The organism is Sphingorhabdus sp. (genome assembly GCF_040079335.1).
Lineage (GTDB): Bacteria > Pseudomonadota > Alphaproteobacteria > Sphingomonadales > Sphingomonadaceae > Sphingorhabdus_B.
In genome coordinates, this window is the sequence record NZ_JBEBKL010000027.1 from 28,253 (window position 1) to 40,523 (window position 12,271).

At 58.0% G+C, this 12,271-nt stretch carries 14 protein-coding genes; 1 reads left to right on the top strand and 13 read right to left on the bottom strand.

All coding sequences use genetic code 11. The features are described 5' to 3' along the window. Positions 1-37: 37 nt before the first annotated feature. On the top strand, positions 38-679 hold the full coding sequence (gene gmk, locus ABL922_RS09040; protein WP_349023888.1) for a guanylate kinase: 642 nt from the start codon (positions 38-40) through the stop codon (positions 677-679). On the opposite strand, the gene ABL922_RS09045 is transcribed toward gmk, so the two are convergent. The 13 genes from ABL922_RS09045 to ABL922_RS09105 form a co-directional block, all read right to left on the bottom strand. Beyond that, complete coding sequence (locus ABL922_RS09045; protein ID WP_349023889.1) at positions 676-1,212, bottom strand: hypothetical protein; 537 nt, start codon at positions 1,210-1,212, stop codon at positions 676-678. The genes gmk and ABL922_RS09045 overlap by 4 nt on opposite strands. A gap of 54 nt (positions 1,213-1,266) precedes the next feature. Next, positions 1,267-1,962, bottom strand: coding sequence for an ATP12 family protein (locus tag ABL922_RS09050; RefSeq protein ID WP_349023890.1), 696 nt, complete (start codon positions 1,960-1,962; stop codon positions 1,267-1,269). Positions 1,963-1,964: 2 nt separating this feature from the next. Next, positions 1,965-2,201 carry a hypothetical protein gene (locus ABL922_RS09055; RefSeq protein WP_349023891.1) on the bottom strand — a complete coding sequence of 79 codons (237 nt, stop codon included), beginning with the start codon at positions 2,199-2,201 and terminating at the stop codon, positions 1,965-1,967. After that, on the bottom strand, positions 2,198-2,872 hold the full coding sequence (locus ABL922_RS09060; RefSeq protein ID WP_349023892.1) for an HAD-IA family hydrolase: 675 nt from the start codon (positions 2,870-2,872) through the stop codon (positions 2,198-2,200). Before ABL922_RS09060 ends, ABL922_RS09055 begins: the two co-directional genes overlap by 4 nt. Beyond that, the gene (locus ABL922_RS09065) at positions 2,860-3,477 is read right to left on the bottom strand and encodes an FMN-binding negative transcriptional regulator (RefSeq protein ID WP_349023893.1); all 618 of its coding nucleotides are present in this window, start codon (positions 3,475-3,477) and stop codon (positions 2,860-2,862) included. Before ABL922_RS09065 ends, ABL922_RS09060 begins: the two co-directional genes overlap by 13 nt. Further along, positions 3,477-4,631, bottom strand: a complete 1,155-nt coding sequence (locus tag ABL922_RS09070) for an RluA family pseudouridine synthase (protein ID WP_349023894.1) — start codon at positions 4,629-4,631, stop codon at positions 3,477-3,479. The genes ABL922_RS09065 and ABL922_RS09070 overlap by 1 nt, the downstream gene beginning before the upstream one ends. Continuing rightward, a complete protein-coding gene (locus tag ABL922_RS09075) occupies positions 4,628-4,984 on the bottom strand; it encodes a CrcB family protein (protein ID WP_349023895.1) in 357 nt (118 codons plus the stop codon). The genes ABL922_RS09070 and ABL922_RS09075 overlap by 4 nt, the downstream gene beginning before the upstream one ends. 75 nt (positions 4,985-5,059) lie before the next feature. Further along, positions 5,060-5,581 (bottom strand): hypothetical protein, encoded by a 522-nt coding sequence (locus ABL922_RS09080; protein WP_349023896.1) that lies wholly within the window; start codon positions 5,579-5,581, stop codon positions 5,060-5,062. Positions 5,582-5,694: 113 nt separating this feature from the next. After that, on the bottom strand, positions 5,695-6,441 hold the full coding sequence (locus ABL922_RS09085) for a hypothetical protein (RefSeq protein WP_349023897.1): 747 nt from the start codon (positions 6,439-6,441) through the stop codon (positions 5,695-5,697). A gap of 223 nt (positions 6,442-6,664) precedes the next feature. Continuing rightward, positions 6,665-7,201, bottom strand: coding sequence for a hypothetical protein (locus ABL922_RS09090; RefSeq protein ID WP_349023898.1), 537 nt, complete (start codon positions 7,199-7,201; stop codon positions 6,665-6,667). Positions 7,202-7,317: 116 nt separating this feature from the next. Beyond that, a complete protein-coding gene (locus tag ABL922_RS09095) occupies positions 7,318-9,828 on the bottom strand; it encodes a transglycosylase domain-containing protein (RefSeq protein WP_349023899.1) in 2,511 nt (836 codons plus the stop codon). A gap of 64 nt (positions 9,829-9,892) precedes the next feature. Further along, positions 9,893-10,678, bottom strand: a complete 786-nt coding sequence (locus ABL922_RS09100; protein ID WP_349023900.1) for a TIGR03084 family metal-binding protein — start codon at positions 10,676-10,678, stop codon at positions 9,893-9,895. Beyond that, positions 10,678-11,952, bottom strand: a complete 1,275-nt coding sequence (locus ABL922_RS09105; protein WP_349023901.1) for an acyl-CoA dehydrogenase family protein — start codon at positions 11,950-11,952, stop codon at positions 10,678-10,680. Before ABL922_RS09105 ends, ABL922_RS09100 begins: the two co-directional genes overlap by 1 nt. Positions 11,953-12,271: the final 319 nt, after the last annotated feature.

Below are 12,271 nucleotides of genomic sequence, written 5' to 3' on the forward strand. Positions count from 1 at the left end.
GCTTGACGCCCTGCCCTCTCTTCGAGCAGTAGCGGCTATGGCCGGTTCCGACAACCAACTCGAACGCCGCGGACTGCTGTTCGTGCTCTCCTCGCCTTCCGGCGCAGGCAAATCCACGCTGTCGCGTATGTTGCTTAAGGCTGATCCGCAAATCGCACTTTCGGTCAGCTACACCACGCGCCCACCGCGCCCCGGTGAGATTGACGGGGTGCATTATCATTTCATCGACGTGCCGACATTCAAAGCGATGGCGGCAAATGGAGAGTTCCTCGAATGGGCGCATGTCTTCGGGCATCGCTATGGCACGCCAAAGGCACCGGTCGAGGCCGAGCTGGCGGCCGGTCGCGATGTGTTGTTCGATATCGACTGGCAGGGCGCGCAGCAGCTGTATCAGGAAGCGGGCCCGGATGTCGTCCGCGTCTTCATCTTGCCGCCCTCAATCGAAGAACTCGAACGCCGCCTCCACGCCCGCGCGCAGGATAGCGATGCCGTGATCGGTGAACGCATGGCGCGCGCCAAATCCGAGATCGGCCACTGGGATGGCTATGACTATGTCCTGATCAACGACGATGTCGATGGTTGCTTTGAACAAGTTCGTCAGATTTTGACCGCGGAACGGCTCAAGCGGCGTCGGCAAAAGGGGCTGATCGGCTTCGTCCGCGATCTGGTGGCAAGTTAACGCTCTTCCGGCAAAGGCTCATCAAACAGCCGACCCATAAATTCATCGCTGTTCTTCGCATAAGGATCGAGCGCGATCACCGTGCCATCGTTGAATAATAGTTGATAGTCCCCGCGCCAGCGGCGGCGGAATGCCGTGAAATCATCGACGGACTGGATCGCTTCGCGCCCGTCGCTGTCAACATAAGCGATCTGGCGGCCCCTCATGCGCAGCGCAGTCTTGCGCAGCTTGCGGATTAACAGGCCCGAATAGACCGCGCCTATTCCGAAAGTGAAAGCCAGCCAGAAGGCGATACGCATCTGGAATGCAGCATCCGAGCGCGCCGATCCGACAAAAATCCAAACCCACGCGATCAACGCAAACAACGCGGCGCTGCCATAGAAAGAAAACCAGTGCATGCCGCCCGGGCGCACCATCATCCAGCCGACTTTATTAGTCGCAGTCGTTGCGGCAATCGCCACGATCAACAGCACTATGCAGGTTGCAACCGCGCCCAGCATGATCAGGCCCGATGGCGTGACATAATCCTGCATGCAAACCTCCATCCCTACAGCGTGACAGCTTGGGACGAGAAGACCAAAATTCGGTTAAACGCGCAACAGTTCCAGAAAATGCGCCGCTGCCAAAAATTCCGCCTCGCGGTCAGCGCGGTTTTTCAGCGCCCAATAATCCTCGCCCCAATTCTGTTCCTGCCATAGTTCTTCGAGGCAAGTCGCATCCCACAGGCTTTGCGCATCACCCGCTTGCTCGACGATCGCCAGAACCGCGACCAGTGACCCGGCCAGATGCGCCAGTTTGGCCATCGCCGCCAACTCGAACGTGCCCCGTGCCATCACCGCAGCGCGCAGTTTTTCCAGCGTCACATCCGGCTGCGGTTGATGCAACACGCCGTGCACGATCTGGAACGAAACATCATAACGCCCCCGTGCCCAATCTAGCCAGGGATCCCATATCTCGGCCTGTTTTGGCGCCAGCGGTTCATCCGGTTCGGCGCGATAGCAAAAGGTGTCGCTTTCGGCATAGGCCGCGATGGCCAAAGCAAATTTGGCCCGGTCGGGGGCGACATGATCAATCGCAGCATTGGCAAAGCCCGTCATCGGCATCGCGGCGGGATCGATGACCTTACCCACAGCCTCCCATTCTGCCACTACCGCATCGGCCAGCGCCTTGGTCGGCAGATAAAGCTCATTGCGCATCGGCGTCTTGAGCGCGCGCACGTCGAGCCTTATCGCATGCCCATAAGTGCCCTGTTCTAGGCTGACCTGTTTCCAGAAGCGGCGCATGATCAGCCCTTATTCGCGTCCTGCTTTGCCCAGGCTTTTTTGAGCAACACTGGTATCAGGAAAAAGTCGAGCGCACCGACGAGCAGAAAGCCATAGCCAAGATAAGGCGCTGCATCGGGAAACAGGCGTCCGCCGACATTGGCAATTCCCATCATGACAAAAATGACCGAAGCAAAGCGCATCGCACTGAGCAGGAAGAAGCGCTTCTTCGCCAGTGCTTCGCGTTCGTCACTATTCATGCCCTGCCCTCCAATGCGTGCATCAATTCTTCCATAGATTCAACGAGATGATCCGCCCCCGCTTCGCGCAATTCATCGAGCGGATGATAGCCCCAATTCACACCTATGGTGCGGCAACCGGCAGCCTTTCCCATATGAATGTCATAGACGGTATCGCCAATCATCACGGCATTGGCGGCGTAGGCACCGGCATCTGCCAAAGCCTGCCACACCATCGACGGGTGCGGCTTGGACGGGTGCCGGTCGGCGGTTTGCAGGGTCACAAACAACCCTTTGATACCATGATGGTCGAGACAGCGTTCCAGCCCTCGATCTGACTTTCCTGTCGCAACACCCAGTAGCCAGCCATTTTCGTCGAGTTCGCTGAGCACAGCCGCCATGCCGTCATAGAGCGGCTCAAGCTCGAGCCCGTTGCTGCGCAAGGTCAGATAGGATGCCCGGTACCGCTCAGCCATGTCCCGGTGGTGCTCTTCGCTGCCGTCGGGAAGCAGGTTCCGCATGATTTCTACAAGGCTGAGACCGACGGTTCGCCTGATCGCAGGTCGGGGTGGCGGAACCATCCCTGCTTCTTCAAACGCATACTCCATCGCCATGCAGATATTCGCCTGACTGTCGACCAGCGTACCGTCGCAATCGAATATGGCGAGGCGAGGTGATGTCACTGAACCCATTCCCGCATCAGATGCGCCAATGCCCTTTTGCCCTGCTTTTCCAGTTCCTCGGCGGCACGCATCCGGTCCGCATCGGGCTTGTTCTGCGACAGTTTGAAGGTTGGTCGCCAGCCGCGGATTTCCATTTCAAAGCCGGTGATCGCGCGGGTCATTTTGTCAAACAAGGTGCTGTCCATCTTGTCGCGCGTCCAAGGCGCTTTCGGCGCGAGCCGCGCTTCGTTGACAGCACTCAGATCATCGAGCAACGCAACCAGACCATCGTCATCCATCTTGCGCACCGGCCCTTCTAACTCGATGCTCAGATAGTTCCAGGTCGGCACCTGATTGGCCCCTTCATACCAATCTGGGCTGATATAGGCGTCGGGACCGTTAATCACGACCAGCGCGTCGCTGCCATGCAGATATTTGGTCAACGCGTTGCCATTCGAAAGGTGAAATTGCACCGCGCCATCGCCGGTTGAAAACAGCGCCGATTGTGCCACACGCGGGCCATCAGGAGTTTGCGCGAATACCATTCCAAAGCCGATTTCCTGAACCAGCGCTTCCATCGTCGCGCGCTGTTCGGCATCACTGCCTTTAAGACGAAACGTCGAATTGGGATGCATTATTTCTTGCGCCCCTTGGGCTTGGCAGCGGGCTTTGCGCGTGTCGTCTTTGGCGGTACCTTCACCTCACCCCGACTGCGCCGTTCGCCCTTGCGTTCCTTGCGCACGTCCTTGGCCCGCGCGGCGGCGGCGCGGCGCTTGCCCTCGGGCGTTTCGGATTTCTTAGGCTCATCAAGCACCAGCGCATCGCCCAGTTCGATGTCGAGCCCCAGATCGGCGAAGCTTTCCGCCATATGCGGCGGCAGGTCGGCGCGCACGTCAATATGCCCGCCCTCAGGATGATCGATGCGGATGCGCCGCGCATGCAGGTGCATCTTGCGGCTGATCGTGCCGGTCAGGAAAGCATCCTTGCCGCCATATTTACCGTCGCCCACAATCGGGTGGCCGATTGCTGCCATATGCACGCGCAACTGGTGGGTGCGGCCAGTATATGGTTGCAACTCGACCCAGCAGCAGCGATTGCCCGCCCGCTCCACGACACGATACCGGGTCCGTGCTGTCTGGCCTTCCTTTTCATCGACATGCATTTTCTCGCCACCTGTGCCGGGCTGCTTGGCGAGTGGCAGATCGATAAAGCCGTCGTAGATTTCGGGCACACCCATCACCAGCGCCCAATAGACTTTGCGCGCTGTGCGCGACGAAAATGCTTTGGAGAAATGTCCGGCAGCGCGCGGCGTACGCGCAAGCAGCAAGGCGCCGCTGGTATCCTTGTCGAGCCGGTGGACCAGCTTGGGTCGCCCCTCCAGTTCGAAACACAATGCATCAAGCAGGCCATCGACATGGCTTTCGGTCTTGGTGCCGCCCTGCGTCGCCAACCCCGCTGGCTTGTTGATCACCAGCGCGGCCTTGTCTTTGTGGATCACAAGGCTGCGAGCGAATTCGGCCATTTCCTCGCTGACCTGCGGGCGCGCCTTTTTGGGGCGTGCGTCAGCGACAGGTTCGGCGGGCGGGACGCGGATTTCCTGCCCTGCTTCGATCCGGTCGCCGGGGGCCGCACGTTTGCCATCGACACGGAGTTGCCCCGTGCGCGCCCAACGCGAAACGATGTTGAAGCTGGCATCGGGCAGGTGCCGCTTGAACCAGCGGTCAAGGCGGATGCCATCATCTTCGGGATCGACGACGAAACGGCGAATGGTCAGGCTGTCCTTGCTCATACAAACACCGCCCTACCGACTAAGAGCCCTGCAAACAACGCCAGCAGCGCCAGCAGGACTGAGGCTAGCGCATAACCGCCTGCCCATGCCAGTTCCCCACGCTCGATCATCTGCGCCATTTCAAGACTGAAGGCGCTGAACGTGGTAAAACCTCCAAGCACACCAACACCCGCAAACAGCCGGGCATTTTCGCTCACCGCTCCGCTGCGCAACACATAAGCGGCGAGGAGTCCCATCAGCAGCCCACCCAGCACATTGGCGATAAAGGTCGGCCAGGGCCACCCCACGTGCGCGCTCGGTATCGCTCGCGCCAATCCAAAGCGCGCAGCCGCACCAATGGCACCGCCAGTCATGACTAAAATATAGGCCTGCATGAAAACTGCATTAGCGGCTGAATCCGGTAAAACCAGCCCCGTTGGCAGGAACGATCAGTTGACCCGTTTAACACGGCGCAGCGGGCCATTGCCGATCTTGAGCATATAGCCGCCCGCAATGCCCTTTTTGATCGTGATCGCTTGGCCTTCTTTGGGATAGGTGGTCAGTGCTTCGGTGGTTTGCCATGTTCCACCTTCGGGGACGGTAAATTGCCACTTGCCAAGGCCTAGGTCGCGAACCGTTTCAAACGTGGTCTTGATTTCCTTGATCTCTTCTTCGTCGGCGCTGTCGTCGCCATCGAAGAAGGGCAGATTCGGAAGCGTAAAACCGAAAAGTGATCGACGTGTCTTCCGCACATCGGCACGGTCGAGAAGGACAACTTCTTTGGCTTCTCGCGCTTTTTCCAGATCGGCGCTCGACTTGTCAAAACAAGCGAGGCGCGCGTTGGCGTCTTCGATGGAACGGCATGCCAAAAGGTCGACATAGGTTTTGGGCGGCGCTTCATCTTCTGCCTGCACCGAGGTCGCCATCAACAAGGCCATAGGCACAATCATCGCCGCAATACGCATCACCAAATCTCCGCTCCTGTTCGAAACGACTATATGGCGGACGATGCAATGTTCCTAGAAAAGAAATTGGGGAACCGAAGCCCCCCAAGTCGTTTCGGAATCAGAGACCAGATTAAATTCTAGCGACCGTTGTTGGCCACAATATCCACTGCCGTGCCACCGCCCTTGAGCGCGGTAAGCGTGATGACATAGGCGCCGCCATCATTGTCGCGCACGCCGCCCAGCATATGTTCGCCATCGCGAATTTCATAATCGGTAGAGAAGCCCGACCGTTTGGCGCGGGTGTAGTAATAGTCGACAACCGACTGACGACCTGCCGAAGTCGTAAAGCTGACAACACGAATATCGCAAATGCCGCCCTCAACGCCAGCCGCCTCTTTGACACGACCTTTGGGATAGACGGGGAATTCGGTCGGCATACGTGCCGCCCAGCCTGCACCATATTGCAGCTTGGCTTCACATGTGCCCTTGCCGCGCTTCACGCCCTGAGCGGCGGCGCGCGCTTCCAGCGTTTCACCGCGATTGGCGGCGCAATCATTGCAATCCTCAGTGCCAACAACTTTGGGTTTGGGCGCACGCATCAGCTTTGCACCATTCAGTTCTTCGGCCGAAGCCGTCGAGCCTTCATAGCCTGCGTCAGATGGCGTCTTGCCGTCTAGCGGACGATCGCCGGAGCGGACCATATTGCCATTGGATTTGCCTGTAAGGTCAGGGTCGACGAGGATCTTGTCCTGCAGAGCACCGGTCATTGCCGGGTCTGAACCTTTGCCGACCAGCTTTTCGTCAAGTGCAGCGACATCATCACCGCCTGCATCACTACCGCCGCAACCAGAGAGCAAAAGCACCGAAGTGCCCAATGCTGCCATAACCAGCTGCGACCGAAATTTATTAGCCCTGAACTGCATGTTTCATGCTCCGGATATCCTGTTACCGCCTAGGCTGCGCCGCATGTTGGCGTAAATCCAGCCTCAAAGAGGGTTAACGTACAATCCTAGAGCATTAATGTTGTTGTTTTCGCACAACAAGCCCCCGGCTGTGCCAGCGCGAGACACCCCGCAACCAAAGTTTAACGGACGCCAGTAGATAACGCTATTTGATCAGACCACGATAGGAAACCGAGCCTTCGGCACCCGGTGGAATCGCTGAAGTGAATATCCAGCGAACATGGGTAACATCTTCTGCTGCCGCCGGGCGAAGCGTATCCGCAGCACCTTCTGCGCCTTTGACAGCCACTTTCAGGTTGGCCAGCTTGCCCCAGGTTGCACCGCCATCGACAGAAACTTCCGCCCAGTCTTCGGTCACTGAAACAAATTGAACCGGGCCGGGCATCGGATTTGTGGCGCGGAAACCGGTTGCCGGTTCAGCGCCTTTGTTGACATAGCGCAGCGTGAAAATGACCCGATCACCGGGCACAACGATTACATCTTTAGGTTGCTTGAGTGCAGTGCTTTCCCTGCCACCGGCATCGACTTCGGTGCGTTCGATCATCGCTTCGCTTGTCAAGATGACCGAATTTGTAAAGGCCAGCACAGCAACGGACGCAGCGAATGAGGGCGAAGTCGCCATCGTCGCGAACCCAGCAATGGCCAGCGCCAGCATTTTTGCATAGCTCAATTTGATGCTCATTACTTTCATTCCCAATTCAGGGTGCGACCCCCTTTTCTTGCAGGGAAATATTGAAGAAAAATGCTTAACGACTGGTAAACCGAACGCTCAAATCATCGCACTTCGACAGGCGCAGGTCAGTAGATTCCGCCCTCTTTGGTCATGAACTCCTGATCGCGTTGAGCGCTGCTTTGTGCACTGCCAGCGCCACTATCCCCGCCTTCAGCCGCTTTGGCTTCAACCTTCTTCTTCGGTTTGTCGCCGCGTTTTTCGAGTTCATCCTGACGGATCGACCTTTTGGGTTCGGTTTCGGCGGCAAACGCCTCCCAGATAACGGCACCTTTGGGATCATCATCAGGCCATGCCCCATAGACGCGTTTTCCGGTTTTCCGGTCAATCCGCACCAGCCGCACGCCATTGGGCGCTATGAAGGGTAGTCTGGGCAAACCGACATAGGCCTGTCGCGCGAATTGTTTGAATATCGGCGCAGCTATCGAGCCACCCTGCGCATAGCCACCCATATTGCGTGGCTGGTCAAAGCCCAGATAGACGCCCGCAACCAGGTTGGGCGAGCCACCGACAAACCAGACATTGGTCGGGCCATTGGTAGTCCCGGTCTTGCCGAACAGCGGTCGGTCCAGATCGCGCAGGATAGTGGCCGTTCCGCGCTGGACAACGCCTTCGAGCATATGCACGACCTGATAGGCGGTCACAGGGTCGATTACCGGCTTTCCGCCGGGCTTAAAGCGGGGCATGGCCTTGCCATCCCAATCTTTCCTGTTGCAGCCCGTACAGGCCTTCCAGTCTTTGGGCCAGATCACCTTGCCCGTGCGCGATTGAACGAAATCTATAACCGTCGGCTTCAGTTCGCGCCCGTGGTTGACGAGCATCGAATAGGCATTGGTCATTTTCAGGACGGTCGTATCGCCAGCACCCAGCGCATAAGAGAGGTACGGTGGATAATCACCGATATTCGCCGCCCTGAAGGTATTGACGACATTCTCCATGCCGGAGTCGTTCGCCGCGCGGACCGTCATCAGGTTGCGCGATTGTTCGAGGCCCCAACGCATCGTTTGCGGCCCTGCCCCTCCTCCGCTAAAGTTGCGGAAGCATTTCTGGCCGAGCGAAGCGCCCTGCCAGACGCAATAGGGTCCATCTACTATGATCGACGCAGGCGTCATGCCGCTTTCCAGCGCGGTCGCATATACGAACGGCTTGATTGTCGAACCCGGCTGGCGCTGCGCCTGTGTCGCCCGGTTGAAACTCGAAATGCGTGAGTCAAAGCCACCTTGCATCGCCAGCACACGGCCATTGACCGGGTTCTGCACGACCATACCGCCACCAACTTCCGGTACAGTCCGCAACTGGTAATTGCGCCCACTGACAGGTGCGACAGCGATGATATCGCCTGCTTTCAAGGCTTCGGGTGTCGCATTCAATAGGCCCGTGTCGCCATCGGCAAATCCGATCTCCGCACCGCCGCTGCGTTTTCGGATGGCGACTGCAATGCGCCAGTTGCTGTAACCGATGCCGATGTTCGAGCTGGCCAACCGCGACTGCCATTTGCCGTCATTCATCGGGATGGTCGCAATCGGCTTGGTCCATCCGCGACCGCCATGATAGCGCAACAGCCCGTCTCGCAGCGCTTTGGAGGTTAGCTCCTGATATTCGGGGTTCATCGACGACCGGACCCACAGCCCGCCCGCATAGACACTGAATGGCCCTTTATCTGCGGTTTCGCCAAATTGTTCGATCAACTGGCGGCGGACTTCTTCGGCAAAATAGCCGCCATCATTCTTATATTGCTGCCCTTGGCGGGGAATCAGCCCCAGCGGCATGGCTTTCGCAGCTTCGGCCTTTTCCCGAGAAACCCAGCCATTCGCAACCATCTCGCCAAGGATCCAGTTGCGGCGACCAATCGCGGCCTGCTCATGTTCGGCACGGCTGTAACGCTCAGGCGCCTTGGGCAAGGCTGCGAGAAACGCCATTTCATGCAGTTCGAGGGCGTCGGCACTCTTGCCGAAATACGCCTGCGCGGCAGCTTCAACACCAAAAGCCTGACGACCCAGCGCGATCTCGTTCATGTACAGCGACAGGATCTGCTGCTTGTTCAGCGCATTTTCGATGCGATAGGCGAGGATCGCCTCCTTGATCTTGCGGGTATAGCTATATTCGTTGGTGAGCAGCAGGTTCTTCGCCACCTGCTGTGTGATCGTCGACGCACCGCGCGACCGGCCGCCGCTGGTCAAATTGTCAAAAATGGCTACCGCGATACCGATATAGTCAATCCCGCCATGGCTGAAGAAATTCTTATCCTCGGCAGACAGATAGGCACGGATCAGCATTGGCGAAAAATCGGCATATTCCAGCTGAACACGCCGTTCTCGGGCGTAGCTGTGAAAGGGCTCGCCATCAATATCGCGGACGACGGTCGGCAATGGCGACTGATATTCAACCAGCGCCTCGGCGTCAGGCAAATTGCGCAGCAAAACTGCCCAGAGCAGCAGATAGCCCACAAGCATGCCGCCCAGGGCATAGCTGCTCCAACGGACCCATTTCTTTTCCCAATAGACCTGCAGCTTTTCCCAAAGGCCACCGGCGCTTCGGGATAGCTTGTAACTCAAATTGGTCGGCGCTTCATCGTCCATCGTTCGCTTCTCTAGCGAATTCGTGCCAAGCGTCCAGAACCTTGTCGATGGAAGCCTTGTGAATTTACGACCGGTGGCGGGCACCGGGCGGAGGCGGATCTTGTGGAGGGCCGGCAAAGCATTGCGCAATCGCCATCCAGCGCGTCGCGACGGGCCCTTGCACCGACAACGACGTGTCCCCGATATTTCGGCATTGGGTGACGACCTGACAGAACTCGCTGGCACTGCCTTCGATCAGGTCGTCGCCTTCTCCATATTCCCAGATCACACCCGAAGGCGCGGTCAGCCGAAGCCTTGGCATCGACCCCGGCGGGTCTTCCTTGCGGTTCTTGAAGGTCCAGCCATAGGTGTTGACGCCCAGGCGCACGATATTGCCAATCCGGTCGGTATCCACACGTTCGACCCCCAACGCATCATAGACCGCCTGCGCGTGTGCCCATGTTTCCATCAGCCGCGCAGTGATCGAACTGATCACACTCATCTCCGGCCCGACCCATGGCACCCGTGCTTTTGGATCAGCGGCGGCAAAGCACGGCGTCATCGCGCGAACCTGTGCAATCCAGACATCGCGTAGAGCTATGCCCGATAGATCCTCAAGATAGACCTTCTCGAAATCAGGCAGCCGCCCGCCGCGAATGCCCGCCGCCATATGGCCGAGAAAGGCGCTGAAAGCCTCCGCATCGCTCATGGCAAGATCGGCTGCAATATTCCAGACATGCAAATGGCGCAGAACTTCGTCGATCGTCCAGCCCTTGAACAGGGTCGGCTTCGTATAGTCATCGTCAGTAAGCGGAGAGAGCAAGGCGTGGATCGCCTCACTCTCGTCCTGAAAATCCAGTGCCTGCTGCATCAGCCCTTGCTCATGAAGCCGAACAGGTGGCCTGCAACCTTGCGAATCTGAATTTCTTCCGCACCTTCGGTGATGCGATAGCGGCGGTGGTGGCGATAGATATGTTCGAACGGCTTGTGCCGCGAATAACCGATGCCGCCATGCACCTGCATCGCCCGGTCAGCGGCGTCGCAGACAAGACGGTTGGCGCGGTAGTTGCACATCGAGATCACATCGGACAGGCGCTTCGCCACTTCCGGCTTGGGCATTGTGTCCATCTTGGCGCTGGTCGCATAGATCAGCTGGCGCAGCATGGCCGCTTCGGTGTGCAGTTCAACGAGCGGGAACTGGATCGCCTGATTGACCGCGAGCGGCTTGCCGAAAGGCTTGCGTTCGCGGGCATATTTGACGCTTTCATTGATGCAATATTGCGCCGCACCCAACGAGCTGGCAGCCTGCCTGATGCGGTTTTCGTGAACGAAATGCTGCGCCAGCGCGAGGCCATAGTCGAGATCGCCAAGCACCATATTCCCGGGAATCCAAACATCCTTGAGCGCAACCTTGGGGTGGTCGGTCGGCATGTTGAACGTCCACATATATTCGCCCACCTCGAAACCGGGCGTGTCGGCGGGGACGAGGAAGCAGCCGATACCCTTTGCATCGCCATCATTGCCGCTGTGGCGGGCAAAGACCATGCAATGCGAATGATGGTGCGCGCCTGTGGTCCACATCTTGTTACCGTTGATCAGCCAGCCATCGACGCCGTCGCGCTTTTCTGGAACCGCGCGGGTATCCATCCAGGTCGCGTCCGAACCATGATGTTCCTCGGTCAGGCCAAAAGTGCAACGCATCCGCCCTTCGAGCATCGCAGGTATATATTCTGCTTTCTGCTCGGGCGTTCCGAAGTCGCGGACCATAAGCGGCTGGACTAAGTTACCGACGATCGAACTTTCATTCTGCAAGTCGTTGTGCAGGCCCAGCCCCTTTTGAGCGAGGTGCTCGCGGATGCACGCCATCGCCAGGTGGCTGCCATTCTTGCCGCCATATTCGACGGGAAGGTTAAAGCGATAGTGCCCGGCCTTGTCGGCGCGGCGGCGCATCTCGACCAGCAACTGCTCCCACTCCTTGCGCGGCAGCCCGTCATTGTCCCAATCGGTGCGCGCCCATTCGCGGCGATGATCGAAAAAGCGCTCATTATCGTCCTGCTTCTGAAGCGGAACGATCTCACGCTCGATAAAGTTGTCCAGCTCGGCCAAATAGTCAGTAATTTCCTTGGGGATTTCGAACAATGTCATGATAGGCTCTCCACTCGCTTTGGGGGAAAGTTGACAGGGCTGGGCGGCGAGTCAAGCGCAATTTAATCGTGCGATTAAATTTTGTCTGTTTTGATTTGCCGCAATGACAGCATCAACGCCGCGCCACGCGCCGATGTTGCAAAAAAAGGGTGGCGACTGCGCGATGCTCCTGCTAACCGCGCGGTTCGTTAAAGCACCCATAGCTCAGCTGGATAGAGCGCTGCCCTCCGAAGGCAGGGGTCAAGACTGAAACGAACGAATTGGAGGAATTTTTTACGAGCGTTTCCAACGGATTGATGGTCGAGTCCATACCGGGTTC

Coding starts and splice junctions, on each gene's coding strand:
- gmk (WP_349023888.1), top strand. CDS start 38: ATGGCCGGTTCCGACAACCAACTCGAACGCCGCGGACTGCTGTTCGTG.
- ABL922_RS09045 (WP_349023889.1), bottom strand. CDS start 1,212: ATGCAGGATTATGTCACGCCATCGGGCCTGATCATGCTGGGCGCGGTT.
- ABL922_RS09050 (WP_349023890.1), bottom strand. CDS start 1,962: ATGCGCCGCTTCTGGAAACAGGTCAGCCTAGAACAGGGCACTTATGGG.
- ABL922_RS09055 (WP_349023891.1), bottom strand. CDS start 2,201: ATGAATAGTGACGAACGCGAAGCACTGGCGAAGAAGCGCTTCTTCCTG.
- ABL922_RS09060 (WP_349023892.1), bottom strand. CDS start 2,872: ATGGGTTCAGTGACATCACCTCGCCTCGCCATATTCGATTGCGACGGT.
- ABL922_RS09065 (WP_349023893.1), bottom strand. CDS start 3,477: ATGCATCCCAATTCGACGTTTCGTCTTAAAGGCAGTGATGCCGAACAG.
- ABL922_RS09070 (WP_349023894.1), bottom strand. CDS start 4,631: ATGAGCAAGGACAGCCTGACCATTCGCCGTTTCGTCGTCGATCCCGAA.
- ABL922_RS09075 (WP_349023895.1), bottom strand. CDS start 4,984: ATGACTGGCGGTGCCATTGGTGCGGCTGCGCGCTTTGGATTGGCGCGA.
- ABL922_RS09085 (WP_349023897.1), bottom strand. CDS start 6,441: ATGGCAGCATTGGGCACTTCGGTGCTTTTGCTCTCTGGTTGCGGCGGT.
- ABL922_RS09090 (WP_349023898.1), bottom strand. CDS start 7,201: ATGAGCATCAAATTGAGCTATGCAAAAATGCTGGCGCTGGCCATTGCT.
- ABL922_RS09095 (WP_349023899.1), bottom strand. CDS start 9,828: ATGGACGATGAAGCGCCGACCAATTTGAGTTACAAGCTATCCCGAAGC.
- ABL922_RS09100 (WP_349023900.1), bottom strand. CDS start 10,678: ATGCAGCAGGCACTGGATTTTCAGGACGAGAGTGAGGCGATCCACGCC.
- ABL922_RS09105 (WP_349023901.1), bottom strand. CDS start 11,952: ATGACATTGTTCGAAATCCCCAAGGAAATTACTGACTATTTGGCCGAG.